The following is a 17,862-nucleotide window of genomic DNA, read 5'->3' as shown; positions in this document are numbered from 1 at the left end:
CTCGACACTCACAGTTGTGACAGGGGCTCCGTTGCTTCGTCAACACACAGAGTCACACTTGACCTGCGACGACAGACCCTAACTTCCCGGTCTTGCCGTAAATATACGTTCCCGGAACCCCCACCCCGGAGGCCCCGACCCCGTACCCACGACGCACCCGGAGGCCCCGGCCCCTATGCCGTGCCCCGTACCAACCCGCGCCGCCCAGCCCGCACCAGCTCCGTGCCCCGCCGGCACCGCCACTCGGCGGCACAGGCGGCCCAAGCGGCCCAGACGACCCAGGCGGTCCAGACGACCCTGCTGACCCCGGCCCCGCGCCGCAGCCGACCGGCCGCGCCCCCCCCAACCCGCACCCCCTAAACCCGCACAGCCCCCAACGCAGCCACCGCCCGCCGCGCCACCTCCCGCCCGATCGGCAACGACGCCGTCGCCGCCGGTGAGGGCGCGTTCAGCACATGCACCATGCCGGGGGACTCGGCGAAGAGGAAGTCGTCCACCAGCGTCCCGTCCGGCAGCACCGCCTGCGCCCGGACCCCGGCCGGAGCCGGTATCAGGTCCTCGGCGGACACCTCGGGCAGCAGCCGCCGGACCGCGTCCGTGAACGCCCGCTTGGACAGCGAACGGTGCAGCTCCCCCGTGCCGTACCGCCAGTGGCGCCGGGCGATCCGCCACGACCCGGGGTACGCCAGCGTCCCGGCGAGCTCCGCGGGCCGTACGGTCCGCCAGTCGTAGCCCTCGCGGGCGAGCGCGGGCACCGCGTTGGGCCCCAGGTGGACCGACCCCTCGATGCCCCGGGTCAGGTGGACGCCCAGGAAGGGGAAGGCCGGGTCGGGGACCGGGTAGACCAGGCCCCGCACCAGGTCCTGACGGTCCCGGACCAGCTCGTAGTACTCGCCGCGGAACGGCACGATCCGCATCCCCGGGTCGTCCCCCGCCAGCCGCGCCACCCGGTCGCAGTGCAGCCCGGCGCAGTTGACCAGGGCCCGCGCCCGCACCACCTCGCCGTCCGCGGTGCGGACCGCGATCTCCGGCGCCCGCCGGTCCGCCCGCCCCCCGGTCCGCCGGCCGATGACCCGCACCTCCGCCCCGTACCGGATCCGCGCACCCGCGTCCTGCGCGAGCTGGGCCAGCCGCTCCGAGACCGCCCCGAAGTCACAGATGCCGGTGGTGCCCACATGGATGGCGGCCAGACCGCGGACGTGCGGCTCGTACTCGGCGATCTGCGAGGGGCCCAGCTCGTGCACCGGAATGCCGTTCTCCCGGCCGCGCTGGACCAGTGCGTGCAGCCGGGGCAGCTCGGAGCGCTCGGTCGCGAGGATCAGCTTGCCCGTCACCTCGTGCGGGATGCGGTGCTCGGCGCAGAATTTCACCATCTCCGCGGCGCCCTCCGCCGCGAACCGTGCCTTGAGGGAGCCCGGGCGGTAGTAGATGCCGCTGTGGATCACACCGCTGTTGCGACCCGTCTGATGCCGGGAGGGGCCGGACTCCTTCTCCAGGACGGTGACCCGCGTGCCGGGAGCGGCGCGCGTGATCGCATACGCGGTGGACAGACCGACGATCCCCGCACCGATCACCAGCACATCGGTCTCCTGCGCCACCGCCCCACCTCTCGCTCCGCCCCGGCGCGACCCCCGACGGCCGCGCCGACGCCGCCTCCACGACACCGAGCCGCACTCACCGCGACCCCGATCTCACGGTGCCGCACTCACGATGATGCCTTGGCCCACTGACAACGGCCCGAAACCCCCCACCGGCACCGGCGGAGCCCTTGCGGCACAAGGGGGAGCCCACGGGCGCGACCGCCGGAGAACAGACAGGCCACCGGACCCACCACAGACCCACCACCCCGCAGCCCCACCGCCCCGAAAGCCGCAGCCCCACCGCCCCGGCCGCCGCCGCAGGCCCGCAGCCGCCGCCCCGGCCCCCAGCCGCTACGCCTGGGCCAGCAGCAGCGGCCTGGCCCGCTCCCGCAGTTCCACGACGCGCGGCTCGTCCCCGTACGGCTCCAGCCGGTGCAGCAGATCCCGCACGTACTCCGTGGTCCGGGCCGACGAGATGCGCCCCGCGACCTCCACCGCGCGGGTGCCCTGGGCGCAGGCCGCGTCGAGGTTCCCGGACTCCAGTTCGGCCACGGCGGAGACGACGAGCCGCAGCCCGTGCGAGCGGACGAACTCCTCCGTGGGCCGGGACAGGGCCTGCTCCGTGAACCGCCGCACCTGGCGCGGCGCCTTGAGATCGCGGTAGCACTCGGCGGCGTCGGCGGCGAACCGGTCCTCCGAGTAGAAGCCGAGCCAGGACGGGTCGCAGTCGCCCTGCCGGGACCGCTCCAGCCAGGCCTCGGCCGCCCGCAGCGCCGCGCCCGCCGCCGCGGAGTCCCCGGCCTTGGCGTGGGCGCGGGCCTCCACGAGCCGGAAGAAGCTCATGGTGCGCGCGGTCGCCAGCCCGCGGTTGCGTTCCACGGCGGCCTGGGCGAGGTCCACGCCCTCGTCGGCGAAGCCGCGGTACGTGGCCTGCAGGCTCATCGAGGCGAGCACATAGCCGCCGAGGGGCACGTCGGCGGCGGCCCGGGCGAGCCGCAGCGCCTGGATGTAGTAGCGCTGCGCGGCCTCCTGCTGCCCGGTGTCGAAGGCCATCCACCCGGCGAGCCGGGTGAGTTCCGCGGTCGCGCCGAAGAGCGAGCGGCCGACCTCGTCGCTGTAGGAGCCGAGCAGCAGGGGCGCGGCGTCGACGCGTAAGCACTCGGGCACCATCGACGAACGCCAGTCCCCGCCGCCGTACTTGGAGTCCCAGCGCCGGGCGTCCTCGGCCGCCTCGCGCAGCTTCGTCACATCGCTGTGGCCGACCCGCAGGGCCGCTCCGTCCGCGCCGCTCGCCTCGGCCTCCTTGGCGTCGCGGGCCGCCGCGCTGTCGGCCGGGGTTATGAGCCAGCGGGAGGCCGGGGTGGCGTAGGCGCTCACCGAGAACGACCCGGCCAGGCTCTGCCAGATGCCGCCCCCGGTCCGGCGTCCGGCGAGGTCGAGCCGGTAGAGCTCCGTCGCGGACCGGACGGCGGCGCCCACGTCGCGCGGGAAGGCCAGGCCGACCTCCGGCGCCGGGTCGGCGTCCGCGAGCCCGATCTCGTGCAGCGGCACGGGCCGGCCGAGCTTGCTGCCGATGGCGGCGGCGATGAGGTGGGGCGCGGCGCCCTGCGGCACCATGCCCTTCGACACCCACCGGGCGACCGATGTCTTGTCGTACCGCAGGGTCAACCCCCGTTGTGCGCCAAGATCGTTGACCCGTCTCGCCAGCCCCGCGTTGCTGATCCCGGCGAGGGTGAGAACGGTGCCGAGCTTCTCGTTCGGCCCGCGTTGCTCCCTGGACATGCGCCACCCCTCGACACCCCGACGGCCGCCCCGGCATAGGCGCGAGGCATTCGTAAACCCAGCGTAGTTCGCTGCATCCCTACCGTTAAGAGGCGGCGTTCCGGATGGCGAGATTGTTGTCCGTACAGGAGTGCGCCCTGGGGAAGTTGTGCCCCCGGCATGTGTGGCCGTGCGCCCGGCCGTGCGCTCTGGCCCGGTATGCGCCGCGGCGCTTCGATGAGGGCGTGGGTCGGCCCACTGCGCTGGGTCCAGTGGGCTGGGGGACACCGCCACCTCATTCCCCGCGGGTGGTGGAACGGTCCGGGGGGCGGTCGCCGCCTCCCGGACTGCGCCGATTCCCCGCAGCGCGCGCCGGTGCCCCCTCGCACGGGCGTGCCCCGTCAGTTTGGCCGAATGGCGCCTTCGCGGCCGGGTGTTGCCCCGGCGTGCACCGGCACGGGTGCGGGCGCGCATCCTCCGTCGACGCCTGCTCCGGAGCCGCTCCCCGGGGCGTTCGCCGTGGCAGCATGGTCCCGACGGGGCGGGCATCGCACCGTGCCGCAGGGTCCGTCGGCGTTCATTCGCGCTCGTTTGCCGTCCTGTTGGGCACCTTCCGCGCCGCACATCGTGATCAGGGCGTTGTCGTGTTCGATGCCGGAACCGTCGGCTTCCTGTGCATGATGACTGCGACTTCTTGGTTGTCCACAGCCTGTGGAGGCGGCGATGCGCTGGTTGGTGGGATGGAGCTGTGCCGCCGCGGTACCGGTCACCGAGGAGCGGCGCACGCTGCAGCCCGTCGGCGCCCACCTGCTCTGGGGGGACCCCGACCCGCTGTGGGCGGTCGGCGACTGGCGCCCCGACGAGGTGCGCATCGTCCGCGCCGACCCCCCGCCCCTCGCCTACGGCAAGGACGGCCCCGTCAGCCGCCTCGCCGTGCTGGGCTGCTGCGGCGCCAGCGACGAGGAGCTGCGCCTGGGCCTGATCGCCGCGCGGGGCGGTGCCCTCCGCCATCTCACCGCCTGGCCCGGCAGCTACACCGCCGTCGCCCAGGTCGGCCGCCGGATCACCATCGCGGGGGACCTGGCCGGAGCCCGGCCCGTCTTCCACACGCCCTGGGCCGACGGCACCGCGTACGCCACCGCCGCGCTGCCCCTCGCCGACCTGGTCGAGGCCCAGCTCGACATCGGACACCTCGCCGCCCTGCTCGCCTGCCCCGACGCCCCGGAGGCGCTCGGCGACGGCACGCCCTATGCGGGGGTGCGGCGGGTGCCGCCCGGCCACGCCCTGATCCTGCGCGACGGGGCCCGGGAGATCGCCGGGTACGAGCCGGTCGCCTCCCTCGCCGTCGCCGCGCCCCGCCTCGAACCCGCGCAGGCCGTGGACGCCGTACGGGACGCGCTGCTGGACGCCGTCCGCGCCCGGCTCGCCGCACCCCGGCACGCACCGGAGACCGTCGCTCCGGATCCCGGGCCGGTGCCCGGCATGGGCCCCGCCGAGCGGAGAGCGGCCCGCGGCGCCCCGGCACCGGGCATCGGCGCCGACCTGTCCGGCGGCAGCGCCTCCGCGACGCTCGCCCTGCTCGCCGCGGGCCTGCCGGGGGTGCCCGGGACCCCGCTGGGGCACGGCACCGAGGCGGGCGAACGGCTCCTCGCCGTCACCTTCAACGACCTCACCGCGGAGCGCGGCGGCGGAGCAGCGGGGGTGCCGCGGCCCCGCGAGGCCGAGCTCGAACGGGCGCGCAGCATCGCCGCCAACCCCCGTCTGCACCATGTCGTCGTCGCCGCGGGCGAGGAGGCCCTGCCGTACACCGAGCTGGACAGCGGGCCGTTGACCGACGAGCCGGGCCCGTCACTGGTCGTCGCGGAACGCCACCGCCGGAGGCTCCTCGCCGGCAGCGCCGACCATCTCACCGGCCACGGGGCGCGACAGGTCCTCGACGCCCACCCCGCCCGCCTGGCCGACCTGCTGATGGACCGGCAGCGCCGCCGGCTGCTGAAACCGGTGGCCGCGCTCGCCAAGGCCGACGGGCCGTCGGCGCACTCGCTGTTCGTCCCCTTCACCGTCTACCGGGCCGCGCGCAGACTGGCCCGGACGCCGTACCAGGAGGGCGTCCGGGAGGTCGCCGAGCGGCTGCTGCACCGGCGTTTCGAGGACGGCCCGGACGCGGTCGCGCCCGTCGGACCGCCCGGCCCCCTCGCCGCGGGTGGCGCGGTCGACGCCTCCGTGGCCGCCCTGGCCTGGTGCCGCCCCGGCCCGGCCGCGCGCTGGCTGACCGGCGAGGCGCTCGCCGAGGTGTCGGTACGCCTCCAGGAGGCCGCCGTCCGGCCGGGCCCGCTGGAACGCCCCGGTGAGCGACGGGCCCGGGCGGCACTCGCCCGGTACGCCACGGACCACCGGGTCTTCGAACAGGCGGCGGAGGTACGCAGCCAGCGGCTGCACACGCCCTTTCTCGACAACCAGGTCGTACGGGCCTGCCGTGCGCTCCCCGAAGCGCTGCGCGTGCAACCGGGGGCGCGTGCCTCGGTGTTGCGCGCGGTACTGGCGGGGGCCGGAATCCGCGACCTCCCGCCCGGCTGGGGCGCCCCCTCCCAGGCCTCCCACGCGGCGGCGGCCCGCACGGGACTGCGGAGCGCCATGAACGACCTCCTCGCCCTCTTCGACGCTCCCCTGCTGGCGGATGCGGGGCTGGTCGAAGCCCGGGTCGTCCGCCGGGCGTTGCGGGCCGCGGCCGGGGGCGAGCCGCTGCCGCTGGACGGCCTGGCGGAGCTGGTCTCGACGGAGCTGTGGCTCCGCCGGCTGCTGCAACGCCGGGGCACCTGCTGGACGGGGGCGGACGCCCCACGGCAACGGGCGGTCGCCGGAGGCGTGGTGCCGCGCCGGGCGCTGTGAGGACGGCGCTGTAAGGACGGGGGGCCGCCTCACCACGGCCCTGTGCGGCCCTCTTCTGCATCCCGTTGCGCAGGATCTCGGTTCGCAGGTCTTCGTCCACAACGTTCGGCTGCGGATGCTGCCGCGGTGGTGGGCGTGGGCGCGGCAGCGGCCGCATCCCCCAGCTCAGGGCCTGTCGGCGCTCGGCTGACCGGACGGATGGACGGATGGACGGCCAACGGCATGCGGCTGTCGCCGCATGCCGCCGCCTGCGGGGACGCTACCGGCAGGTGAGGCGAGCCTGGGCCCAGTCGGCGGGCGCCGGCGCACCCAGCAGCGAAGCCGGTTCGACGACGAGGCGGACCGTTCTCACTCCTGAGACGTCCACGTGCACCGGGGCAGCCGCATCGCCGCTCCGCAGCACGCCCGACCGCCACAGGAGCGCGCCGTCACCCCGGACGGCGAACCGCACCGTGCCGTTCCCCAGCCCCATGTCGTCCACTCCGACGAACGCCTCGAAGGCCACGCAGCGCCGCTGAAGATCGACGGTCACGGACGACTTCGCCCGGACCGTAACGCCGTGCGAGTAGCGCGTACCGCCGATCGACACGCCTCTGCGCCGCCACAGCCAACTGCTCGCACCGACCCGCACCCTGGGGGCCGCCACCTGTCCGCGCACCTCGACGGTGAGGTGATCGAGGAGGTAGGAGCGGCCGGGCGGGGCGGCCGAACCGGTCGGTGGGCCCGCGGCCCCCTGCCCCGGAGGCGCGTGCTGAGCTCCGGGAGCGCCGGCCGTCCCGGAGGCCGCGGGCGGGCCCTCCGGATCTGCGGACCCTCCCGTCCCGCCGGGAGCCGCTGACGGCGCCGCCCCGGTGGACGAGCCCTCCGACGGCGCCCTCGACTGATCCGTTCCCGACTGATCCGATCCTGACGCTGCTGCTCCCGACGGTGCGCCCGCCGATGACGGCGCCTCCGGGGACGATGCCGTCGGGGGAACGGATCCGGGTGTGGGACCAGGGCTGTGCAACGTCCCCGGCGGCCCACTGGGTTCGGCTCCGGGCCGGCCGGGAGCGTGAGGACCGGCCGACTGCATCGCGCGCGGCGATGCGTTCCGCTGCCCGTCCTGCCCACCGGCCAGGACGTACACCGTGGCCATGGCGGTCATGACCGCTCCCGCCGCGATGCCCACCTTCACCGGGAGGGAAAGCCCGCCGAACACGGAAACACCCCCACCGGAACCCGCCGATCCAACGCCGGCTCCTGCCCCAGCCCCAGTCCCGGCTCCAGTCCCAGTCCCGGCGCCTGCCCCAGTCCCGGCTCCGGCTCCGGCTCCGGCTCCGGCCCCGGTGCCGGTTGCCGTCCCGGTTCCGCCCGCACCGGCACTGCCCGCACCCGTGCCGCCCGAGTCAACTCCGCCTGCTCCGGTTCCGACGCCGGCGCCGCCCGCGTCGGCACTGCCCGCGCCGGTTCCGCCGACGGCGCCTGCTCCACCCGCGCCAGGACCACCGCTGGTCCCTGTGGCTCCCGCGCCGGCCCCGACTGCTCCGCTGCCGGTTCCGGCAGCGCTGCCGGTGCCGGCCGTTGTCCCGGCAGCCGTGCCCGGAGCGGCCGTTCCGGCTCCGGCCGACGCCGCTCCGGAGCCGGTGCTCGCTCCTGTACTCGCGGTGCCTGCTCCGGAGCCGGTGCTCGCTCCTGTACTCGCGGTGCCTGCTCCGGAGCCGGTGCTCGCTCCTGCACTTGCGGTGCCTGCCCCGGAACCCGCACCCGCACTTGCGGTGCCCGCGCCTGCCCCCGCAGTGCCCGCCCCGGCTGCGGCCCCGGCCGCGGCGCCTGCCCCGGCCGCGAGCCCCGCCGCCTTGAGCGCGTAGCCGGCCGCGAACCAGCCGATGACCGCCACGGGCAGGACTGCCCGCAGCCGCTCATTGACGTCGTTGACCTCCAGCGCGGCCATACGGCAGTTCGCGCAGGTCTCCAGATGCTTCCGCAGCCCCCGCTCGGCCCGGGAGCGCAGACTCCCGCGGACAAACGCACCCAGCTGGTCGGCATACCGGGAACAACTGCCGCCCGAGGTCAGCGAAGTGTTCACATGGGCTTGCAGATACGCCTGCTTGAGTCCTTCACGAGCGCGGTGCGCCAGCACCGCGGTGGCGTTCGCGGTGAGTCCCAGCAGCGGTGCCACGTCCCTGGGGGACTCGTCCTCGACGGTCGTGTGCCACAGCACGGTCTGCCAGCGCTCCGGCAGGCTGCGGAAGGCCTGAACGGCGAGCGAACGCTCAGCCTGATGCATGGCCTGCACATCCGCGCCCGGGTTCTCGGTACCGGACGGGGCGGCCCAGAATGGCCCCGCTCCGTAGGGCGCGGTCTCCTCGGACGCCGGAGAACGTGCCGCCGACGCCGCGAACACCGCGAAGTCCTCGACGAGGTGCTCCCGCTTCGCCGTGCGCGTCCATGCCGCGGCCACCCGACGGACCGTGGTCAGCAGATAGGCACGCACCGCGGCGTCCGGACCCGACCCGCGACGCACCGCCTGCAAGGTGCGGGTGAACACCTCGCCGGTCAGATCCTCCGCCGTGTGCAGATCACGGCAGCAGTGCGCGGCGTAACGCCGCACCGCTCCCGCATGCCGACGGTACAGCTCTTCGTACGCGCCGGTGTCCCCACCCCGTACCCGAGTGATCAACTCGGCGTCGGAGGCCACCGATTCACCCGGACCGGCCGGGCTCCCGCCACGCCCGCCACGCCCGTCCGCTGTGGCGCCGGTCCTCGCCTCTTGACCGAGCTCAGCCCTTCCGCAGGTCCCCGCGTCCCCGCCGGACCTTCCGCCGCCATCGCCATCCCCGGCCTCACCGGCCCCAGCGACGCCGTCGGCCCCCGCGCCCCCGTCGCATCCCGTTCTCTCGGCGACCCACGAGGGCCTAGCGCCTCCCGCCATGCCCCCGACGGCCGAGGGTTCTCCCTCCGCGCCCCCGTCAGCCTCGACCCCTCCCGCTGTGCCGGCGACATGTTCCGACCCCGACCCCGAACCCGCCCCCGAGCCCGCCGCAAATGGGGACGCCGACGTGGTCGCGGACCCCGACCCCGGTGCCGATCCCGACCCCGACTCCGACGCGGACCCCGATGCCGACCCCGACTCCGACCCCGACTCCGACGCGGACCCCGATGCCGATCCCGACGCCGACGCCGACGCCGATCCTGACCTCGGCCCCGGCCCCGGCCCCGCCCCCGGCCTCGCCCCCGAGCCGAGCCCCGTGCCGACCGTGGTGCTCCGGCTCGGCCTGGGACGCCTACCGCTTGCTCTGCCCGCTCCGGTGGGTGTGCGGGGGTTTGTCTCAGTTTCTGCCCAGACACCCGCTTCGCATCGATTCGAGACGCTGCCGCCGGTGCCGCGAATTGGCTTGTTTTCGCCGCCGGCACTTGTGCCACTCCCGGTCCGGCCGCCGCTCCGTGACACCTCGCCAGGCACGCCGTTCACAGGAGCCGCAGCCCCGGAACCGCCACCGCCACCGGATCCCGCCGGACCACGAGCCCCACCAACGCTTTCAGCGCCATCAGCGCCGCCGGCACGATCACCGCCACCGTCACCGCCGGCGCCACCCCCGTCACCCTCAGCACCCTGCGGCGCCGCGCCAGCTCCCCGCACCCGCACCGCGGACCCGTCGTCCCCCGGCCCGGTACCTTCGGCGGCACCTTCGTCAGCTCTTCCAGCAGGGGTGGCGGTGTCCGCGTCGGAGAAGCCGCTGCGCTGCTGCGGGACGCTCGGATGCGGTGGCGTGCCGGGGCTCGGGACATCGGTGGAGGGTGCGTCCGGGCAACTGTTCTGCTCCGGGACCTGCGGGGGCCGCAACAACTCCGGCTGCCGTGCGGTCTGTCCGGTGTCCGGCTCGCCGTGACCGTGCGTTTCGTCCCGCCCGTCAGCACCCATCCCGGAAGCCCCTGTACACGCCGACATGCCCCAACATTCCGCGTCAGCGTCCCACAACCGAGCCCCACTGCACCGAGCTTGCGCCCTCAACCACCCATCCGGGGTGCCTTCACGCGCATGACACGGCAGTCACCCCTTCGGGTGTTGTCGATGGCGGCGCTGTGCGCGGTGGCCGCGGTGCCCGGCACCGCCGTGGCCGACGGTGCGCAGGGGCTCCCGGCGCCGTTCGCGGGCTGCTCTGCTGAGGCGCACCAAGGCGTCATGGGGCAGCCCGGCGGCCCTCCGGCCCGGCGCCCCACCGACCCGGATCGCCACCAACCCGGATCACCTCCGAGCCGGTGGCTGTCAGGGGTCGGCGGGCCGGTCCGACCAACCCCTGACGCCGTCGGCCGCACGTCTCACACCGTCGGGCGAGACCGCAGGCCCTCCAGCAGAATGTCCAGCAGCCGGGTCGAAGCGGCCTGCTGCTGGGCCGCGTCCGGCAGGGACGGGGCCGCGGTGGCGATCACCAGCAGTACGTCGGCGACCGTCACGTCCGTGCGCAGCTCACCCGCCGCGCGGGCCCGCTCCACGAGCCGCCCCACGACCTCGAGCAGTGCCGCGGCCCCGGCATCCTTGTCCGGCTCGCCGGCCGCCGCCCTGGCGGGCTGCTCCACCAGGCGCAGTCCCTGCTCCGCCTGACGCTGCTGCGGAACGCGCGCTCCGGCCACCTCGGCAGCCCGCGCCTCGGCGCTCTTCGCGTCGGCCGGCTCCGCCTCGTCCGTCTGCACCCGCAGCACCTGCGGCGGCAGCAGCCGGCCGGCGCCCGATGCCACCGAGGTCCGCAGGAACCGGGAGAGCGCCGACCACGGCTCGTCCTCCTGCCCCAGAGCAGTCCGCGCCTGCTCGGTCAGCCTGGCCGTCTCCTCTTCGGCTATTCGCCGGACCAGCACGTCCTTGCTCGGGAACCGCCGGTACACGGTCCCCACGCCGACGCGCGCACGGCGCGCCACGTCTTCCATCGGAGCCCCGTAGCCCAGCTCGCCGAAGACCTCGCGGGCGGCGCGCAGGACGTGCTCCAGGTTGCGCTGTGCGTCCACGCGCAGTGGCGCGGAACGTGCGCCCGGGCCGCTGCCCGTGGCGGTGGTGGCATCCGTTGTGGCCGTAGGTCCTCCGCCGTCGGAAGCGACAGCGGCCGGCCAATGAGTAGTGCCCTGAATGTGCATAACCGTTCCCCCGGTAATGATGTCTCCCCCCGGAGACTCCCCGCCCTGACTGCCGGGGGCGGTCTGGCACCCCGACGAAGTACGAACATAGTTGAGCCCAGGTCAAGAATGAAGAGGGCAGTTCCGGGCAGCCCTCCCCCCGTTCGGCCCACGGGCCCGATCCGTCCTGATTCGCCACGCCTGTGCCACCCCTCGCACCCCACCTGACCTGCGCCTCTGGTCCGCCGCGGCCGGAATCTCCCGCTCCGCTCCCGCCGTTTCCTCCGGTCATACATTTCGACGGGCCTGTGGACAAACACCGGCCGGAGGTGCCTCATGGGAGAGTGCTGTGTCTTCACGGGGTACACGGCAGGGGTCAGCGCTCCGCGGGGCCCCGCGCCCTGGCGCGGGCACCAGGGGCTTGAGCAACGTCGCGAGGAGACCCTCTGTGAAGGAACCGGCGCGCATTCTCGTTGTCGGCGGTGGCTACGTCGGGATGTACACCGCGCTGCACCTCCAGCGGAAGCTCAAACGCGACGAGGCCCGGATCGTCGTGCTCGACCCCGAGCCCTACATGACCTACCAGCCCTTCCTCCCGGAAGCCGCGGCCGGTTCCATCTCCCCTCGCCATGTGGTCGTCCCCCTCCGCCGGGTCCTCGGCGACTGCCAGGTCGTGATCGGCGAGGCGCGGTCCATCGACCACGCCAAGCGCACCGCGACCATCACCACCCTCGCCACCGACGAGGAGGGCACCGGTGCCGTCGAGCTCGAATACGACGAACTCGTCCTCGCGCCCGGGTCGGTCTCCCGTACCCTCCCGATCCCCGGCCTCGCCGAGTACGGAATCGGCTTCAAAACCGTCGAAGAGGCCATCGGCCTGCGCAATCACGTCCTCGAACAGCTCGACATCGCCTCTTCCACACGCGACCCCGAAGTGCGCGACGCGGCGCTCACCTTCGTCTGCGTCGGCGGTGGCTACGCCGGTGTGGAGGCGCTGGCGGAGCTGGAGGACATGGCCCGCTACGCCGCGCGGTACTACCACAACGTCTCCCCCGAGGACATGAAGTGGATCCTCGTCGAGGCGACCGACCGGATCCTTCCCGAAGTCGGTGCGGAGATGGGCCGGTACGCCGTCCGGGAGCTGCGCCGCCGGGGCATCGACGTCCGGATGGAGACCCGCCTCGAGAGCTGCGAGGACCGGGTGGCGGTGCTGAGCGACGGCTCGCGCTTCCCGACCCGCACCCTGGTCTGGACCGCCGGCGTCAAGCCGCACCCCGTCCTCGCCACCACCGGCCTCCCGCTGAACGGCCGCGGCCGCCTCAAGTGCACCGCCGCGCTGCGCGTCGACGGGGTCGAGCACGCCTGGGCGGCGGGAGACGCCGCGGCGGTCCCGGACGTCACGTCCGACGAGCCCGGCGCGCTCTGCGCGCCCAACGCCCAGCACGCCGTCCGCCAGGCGAAGGTTCTGGCCGAGAACCTCCTTGCGTCCCTGCGCGGTGAGCCCGTCCGGGAGTACGAGCACAAGTACGTCGGGTCCGTGGCGTCCCTCGGCCTCCACAAGGGCGTCGCCCATGTGTACGGCCGGAAGCTGAAGGGCTACCCGGCCTGGTTCATGCACCGCGTGTATCACCTCAGCCGTATCCCGACGTTCAACCGCAAGGCCCGGGTGCTCGCCGAATGGACCCTCTCCGGGCTGTTCAAGAGGGAAATCGTTTCCCTCGGCTCGCTGGAGAATCCCCGGGGCGAATTCGAACTCGCTGCCGGTACCGGTCGTCACAACGAGACGACATGACCGGCTGAGCCCGGAACGGAACTCCTCGGCAGCGGGCCGCGTCTGAGGTATGTCAGTGCCCTCGGCCACACTGGACGTGTGACCATGGGTGGGCTCACACCTACAAAGAGTGCAGTGGTACGTCCGGCCGGCCCGGCTGACCCGAAGCGACATCACGAGGCAAAACTCAGTGAACTTCACGCGCTGGAGCGCCCGGCTCCCCGGAACACAGCGACGCGCCGCCTCGCGGACCGACCGCGGCGCGCGCCCCGCGCAGCCGTCGACGGCCGCGAGTACCGGCGGCGCCGTTCCCGCGGCGCGCGGTGAGCATCAGGGGCTCGCGTCGGACGTGGCGCGCCCCCTCCCGACCGCCCCCGCGCCCGGAGCGGACCGTCCGACGGTGGACGGGCTGTCCGTGCGCGAGGTCCTCGGGCAGGTCCCCGGCCTGGTCGCCGTGGTGTACGGGCCCGACCACCGCATCGCGTACGTCAACGACGCCTACGCCGCGGTCTTCGGCCCGCGCGCGGCCGGCAAGCCCGCCCGGACGGAACTGCCCGAGCTCGCCGAACTCGGCCTGCTCGCCCTGATGGACCAGGTGCTGCGCAGCGGCAAGCCCCGCACCGTCAAGTCCCGCCGCGTTCCGGGCGCCCGAGTCGCGCCCGACGGCGGCGCCGCCCGGGACGGCTACTTCACCTTCACCTGCAGCCCCATCGACATCCCCGCGGCGCCCCTCGCCGAGGGGCCGGCCCCGGCGGTTCCGGGCGGGACGGTCACCGGCTCGCCGAACGGCGCGGTCCCTGATCCCGCAGCGCCGCACGACACAGCCGCGCCGGCCGCAGCCGCGCCAACCCGACCCGCCTCAGCCGCACCCGTGGCCGCCGCATCCACCGCCACCGCACCCTCGGAGACGGCGTCCGCGCAGGCCCCCGCCGAGGAAGCAGTCGCGTCGCCCGACGCGACCGCCCTCGACCTCACCGACGCCCCGGAGCTCCACCGCGGCGTCCTGGTCTTCGCCGCCGACGTCACCGACCAGGTGGAGGCGGCCGAGCGGCTGCGCGCCAGCGAACGGCGGCAGCGCGAAGCCGCCGTCACCCTCCAGCGCAGCCTTCTCCCGCAGGAGCTGGAGCAGCCCGACGACCTGCGGGTCGCCGTCACCTATCAGCCCGGCGGCACGGATGCCGCGGTCGGCGGCGACTGGTACGACGTCATCACCCTCGGCGGCGGCCGCACCGCCCTGGTCATCGGGGACGTGATGGGCCGGGGCGTACGCGCCGCCGCCGTCATGGGTCAGCTCCGCACCGCGGTGCGCGCCTACGCCCGGCTGGACCTTCCCCCGCACGAGGTGCTCCAGCTCCTCGACGGCCTGGCCGCCGAAATCGACCCCCATCAGATCGCCACCTGCGTCTACGCCGTCCACGACCCCAACGAAGGGCGGCTCGTCCACGCCTCCGCGGGGCACCTGCCGATCATCGTCCGCGACGCGGACGGCACGGTCCGCCGCGCCGCCGAACCGACCGGACCGCCCCTGGGCACCGGCGGCTACCTGCACGCCTCCGGAACCATGCCCCTGGGGCCGGGCGCCACCGCCGTCCTCTACACCGACGGCCTGGTGGAGCGCCGGGACAAGGACATCGACGAAGGCGTCGACGCCCTCGAGCAGGCGCTCGCCGGCGCCACCGGCTCACCCCAGGTCGTCTGCGACCGCCTCATCCGGGCCCTGGGCGTCACCGCGGACCACGACGACGACGTCGCCGTACTCGTCCTCCAGCACCCCACGCGCAGCGGACACGACGCGGAGCTCTTCCACAACGCCGCGCTCGAACTCCTCGGCGGAGTCGAGGCCGCGCCGCGCGCCCGCGCCTTCGCGTCCGGCGTCCTGGCGAGCTGGCGCTTCCCGGCGGAGCTGCGGGACCTGGGCGTACTGGCCGCCAGCGAGCTGGTCGCCAACTCCCTCCAGCATGGGATTCCGCCGATGCGGCTGCGCCTGCGGCGCACGGACCGGCGCCTGATCATCGAGGTCACCGACGGCGACGACCATCTGCCGCGGCGCCGCACCGCGGAACCGGTGGACGAGGCCGGCCGCGGCATCTCGATCATCGCGACGATCGCCTCGTCCTGGGGCTGCCGCCGGACTCCGGACGGCGGCAAGTCGGTCTGGTGCGAATTCGCCCTCCCCGCCCCATGACCCCCGGGCCTCGCAACCGGAACCCTTGCGGGGAGCGGAGCGCGCCCCGGCCCGACGGCTCAGCTGCCTCTCCGGGCCGGTCCGCCACGTACGCCTGACGGACCACCGCCTCCCGAACGGAACGGGAACGGAGCCCGTGAACGGAATCCGACCGGGAGCCACTCCCCGGCCATGGCTCCCTTCCCCGGAGAACACGACCTCCGTCGAACGGCCCCTGAGGCGTGTCCACAGAACGCGTGTCCACAGCACAACGGAACCGCCCCCGGCGGCAGCAGCACATCGCTGCTCCCACCGGGGGCGGTCGAGGCACGCGGATCAGGCGCGACCCCGCGGAAGAGACACCCGCAGCCGACCACCCGAGCCCCTGACGTAGGGCCCTTGTCGTCAGACCCCCGCCGTCAGACCCCTGCCGTCACCTGGGCTGCCACCGGCTCGGCCGGTACGGACTCGGCCCGCTGCGCCGGTATCACCACCGGGGCGGCGGCCTCGGCAGGTGCCCCGGTGCGGTGCGGACGGTCCTGAGCCGGGGTCAGCCGCTGCCCGAGCCGCAGGGCGAGCACCGTGATGCCCAGCGAGCACGCCAGCAGCAGCACGATGTACTCGGTGTACATGCCCGCACCGGCGATGAGCCCGCCCACCGCGGGGCCGACGGCCAGGGCCAGCTGCTTCACCAGGGCGAAGGCCGAGTTGTACTGCCCCACCAGCGGGCCGGGCGCGAGGTCGGCCACCAGCGGCGCCACGGTCGGGGAGAGCATCGACTCGCCCAGCCCGAAGAGCGCGTAGGTGGTGATCAGCGCGCCGGTCGCGATCGCCTGACTGCCGTGCACCAGGCCGGACACCCCGGCCGCCACCCACGCCAGCGTCCAGATCACCCCGACCAGCGCGACGACCCGGCTCCGCCGGTGCCGCTCCACCAGCTTCAGCACACCGAACTGAGCCAGCACGATGACGGCGGTGTTGGCGGCCAGCGCGATCCCCAGCGTCGAGGGCGAGATCCGGGCGGCCTCCACGGCGAAGGCCGCGAGCCCCGACTCGAACTGTCCGTAGCAGGCGAAGAACATCACGAAGCCCAGCACGCACAGCTGGACCATGGCCCGGTCGCCGAGCAGGGCCCGCCAGCCGCCGTTCGCCCGGTCGTCCGTCGGCACCGCGTCGTCGACCCGGGGCACCTCCGGCAGCCGTACGGTCGCCGCCGTCACCGCCAGCACCAGGAACATCGCGGCCTCGATAGAGAACAGCGTCACGAAGCTCGACGGCCGCGACGTGTCGACGATGAGCCCGCCCAGCAGTCCGCCGACACCGAGTCCCAGGTTGCTGAGGAAGAACTGCCCCGCGAACGCGCGGGACCGGGTGACCGGCGTGGAGCACCAAACGATCATGGTGGCCAGCGCCGGCTGGATCACGGCGATACCGGCGCCCAGCAGCCCCGCCGCACCGATGACGAGCGGCTCGCGCTCGGCCAGCCCGAGCGCCAGTGACCCGACGGCCGCGGCGACCGACCCCGCGATGGCAACCGGCAACGGACCCCGCCGGTCGATGACCCGACCGGTGAACGGCAGCACGACAAGCGCGGCGACGGCGAAGGCCGCGAGCACCACACCGGCCGTGCTCGCGCCGAGATTCCGGACCTGCGCCACATAGACGAAGAGGAACGGAACAGTGAAGCCGTTGCCGAACGCGCTCAGCGCGTTGCCCAGCTGGATCCGGCGCAGAGCTGCGCCCATCGCGGTGGTCACACTCACCTACCTAGGTCGAGAGAGGGGTGGACAGTCGAGGTCTGAAGACTTCAACTGTAAAGTTCGAAGCTAAAGAGTACATAGAGAAGGACTTCAAGTCCAATGAGTTGCATGCCATACTCCCGGGCATGGCTGACACCCCCGCCCCGCCCGCGTCGCACCGGGAGCCGAGCCTCGACGAGCAGATCGCGGCCTACCAGCGCGAGTTCCGCGACCTCGACCCCCAGGTCGAGCAGGTCGTCTCGGCGCTCCAGCGGCTCAACCGGCGTATGAACGTCGCGTACGGACGCCAGACCGCCACGCTCGGGATCAGCAACGCCGAGTGGGAGGTCCTCAAGGCCCTCGTCCTGGCCGGTGTCCCGTACCGCCTGGGACCGGGGGACCTGGCCAAACGGCTGGGGCTCACCCCCGCCGCGATGACCCACCGGGTCGACCGGATGGCGAGCGAAGGTCTCGTCACCCGCGAACGCGACGAGAACAACCGCGTCCGGGTGATCGTGGAGCTCACCGACGAGGGCCGGGAGAAGTGGCTCGAGGCGATGCGGCTGGCATCGGTCTTCGAGGAGGACCTGCTCCAGGACCTCTCACCGGAGGAACGGGCGCAGTTGGGGGATGTGCTGACCCGTCTCCTGCGGCGCGTGGAGGACGCCCAGCCCGACGCCGACGGCCGCCTGGCCGACCTCGACGAGGCAGGTTGACGCGCACGGGCGCGGTCCGTATAGTCCTTCGGGTTGCCACGGAGCCGATACGGCTTCGGAGCAGCCACTCGAGCCGCACCGGCGGCAAACCACTCAGCACGATCTCCCAGCGGGGACGATTTCGGCATGCCGGAATCAGATCCGAATGGCTCGATTA

Annotated in this window: 10 protein-coding genes; 4 read left to right on the top strand and 6 right to left on the bottom strand. The window is 74.0% G+C overall.

The window, feature by feature from the left end; translation table 11 throughout:
* Positions 1–356: 356 nt before the first annotated feature.
* Positions 357–1,598 (bottom strand): L-2-hydroxyglutarate dehydrogenase, encoded by a 1,242-nt coding sequence (gene lhgD, locus ABT112_RS33395; RefSeq protein WP_351515558.1) that lies wholly within the window; start codon positions 1,596–1,598, stop codon positions 357–359.
* 333 nt (positions 1,599–1,931) lie between these two features.
* Positions 1,932–3,362, bottom strand: a complete 1,431-nt coding sequence (locus tag ABT112_RS33390; protein WP_351515557.1) for an NsdA family TPR-like regulatory protein — start codon at positions 3,360–3,362, stop codon at positions 1,932–1,934.
* Positions 3,363–4,064: 702 nt separating this feature from the next.
* Here ABT112_RS33390 and ABT112_RS33385 point away from each other — a divergent pair.
* Entirely contained in the window at positions 4,065–6,230 is a 2,166-nt protein-coding gene (locus ABT112_RS33385; protein WP_351515556.1) for an asparagine synthase-related protein, read from the top strand.
* Between the two features lie 259 nt (positions 6,231–6,489).
* Here the strand turns inward: ABT112_RS33385 and ABT112_RS35495 are convergent, their stop codons facing one another.
* The 3 genes from ABT112_RS35495 to ABT112_RS33365 form a co-directional block, all read right to left on the bottom strand.
* Entirely contained in the window at positions 6,490–8,907 is a 2,418-nt protein-coding gene (locus ABT112_RS35495) for a sigma-70 family RNA polymerase sigma factor (RefSeq protein WP_502975524.1), read from the bottom strand.
* Between the two features lie 770 nt (positions 8,908–9,677).
* Positions 9,678–9,803, bottom strand: a complete 126-nt coding sequence (locus ABT112_RS33370) for a hypothetical protein (RefSeq protein ID WP_351515555.1) — start codon at positions 9,801–9,803, stop codon at positions 9,678–9,680.
* 726 nt (positions 9,804–10,529) lie between these two features.
* Positions 10,530–11,336: a TetR/AcrR family transcriptional regulator gene (locus ABT112_RS33365; RefSeq protein ID WP_351515554.1), complete on the bottom strand. Its 807-nt coding sequence runs from the start codon at positions 11,334–11,336 to the stop codon at positions 10,530–10,532.
* A gap of 427 nt (positions 11,337–11,763) precedes the next feature.
* Here ABT112_RS33365 and ABT112_RS33360 point away from each other — a divergent pair, with 427 nt between their 5' ends.
* Positions 11,764–13,107, top strand: coding sequence for an NAD(P)/FAD-dependent oxidoreductase (locus tag ABT112_RS33360; RefSeq protein WP_351515553.1), 1,344 nt, complete (start codon positions 11,764–11,766; stop codon positions 13,105–13,107).
* A gap of 169 nt (positions 13,108–13,276) precedes the next feature.
* Positions 13,277–15,271 (top strand): ATP-binding SpoIIE family protein phosphatase, encoded by a 1,995-nt coding sequence (locus ABT112_RS33355; RefSeq protein ID WP_351515552.1) that lies wholly within the window; start codon positions 13,277–13,279, stop codon positions 15,269–15,271.
* 398 nt (positions 15,272–15,669) lie between these two features.
* On the opposite strand, the gene ABT112_RS33350 is transcribed toward ABT112_RS33355, so the two are convergent.
* Positions 15,670–17,007 carry an MFS transporter gene (locus ABT112_RS33350; RefSeq protein ID WP_351515551.1) on the bottom strand — a complete coding sequence of 446 codons (1,338 nt, stop codon included), beginning with the start codon at positions 17,005–17,007 and terminating at the stop codon, positions 15,670–15,672.
* Positions 17,008–17,135: 128 nt separating this feature from the next.
* On the opposite strand from ABT112_RS33350, the gene ABT112_RS33345 reads away from it, so the two are divergent.
* Positions 17,136–17,705 carry a MarR family winged helix-turn-helix transcriptional regulator gene (locus tag ABT112_RS33345; protein WP_351515550.1) on the top strand — a complete coding sequence of 190 codons (570 nt, stop codon included), beginning with the start codon at positions 17,136–17,138 and terminating at the stop codon, positions 17,703–17,705.
* The last annotated feature ends 157 nt before the right edge of the window (positions 17,706–17,862 follow it).

It is taken from the genome of Streptomyces sp. NPDC002055, assembly GCF_040296705.1.
GTDB lineage: Bacteria > Actinomycetota > Actinomycetes > Streptomycetales > Streptomycetaceae > Streptomyces.
This window is presented reverse-complemented; position numbering and strand designations above follow the sequence as displayed.

Coding starts and splice junctions, on each gene's coding strand:
- ABT112_RS33390 (WP_351515557.1), bottom strand. CDS start 3,362: ATGTCCAGGGAGCAACGCGGGCCGAACGAGAAGCTCGGCACCGTTCTC.
- ABT112_RS33385 (WP_351515556.1), top strand. CDS start 4,065: ATGCGCTGGTTGGTGGGATGGAGCTGTGCCGCCGCGGTACCGGTCACC.
- ABT112_RS33365 (WP_351515554.1), bottom strand. CDS start 11,336: ATGCACATTCAGGGCACTACTCATTGGCCGGCCGCTGTCGCTTCCGAC.
- ABT112_RS33345 (WP_351515550.1), top strand. CDS start 17,136: ATGGCTGACACCCCCGCCCCGCCCGCGTCGCACCGGGAGCCGAGCCTC.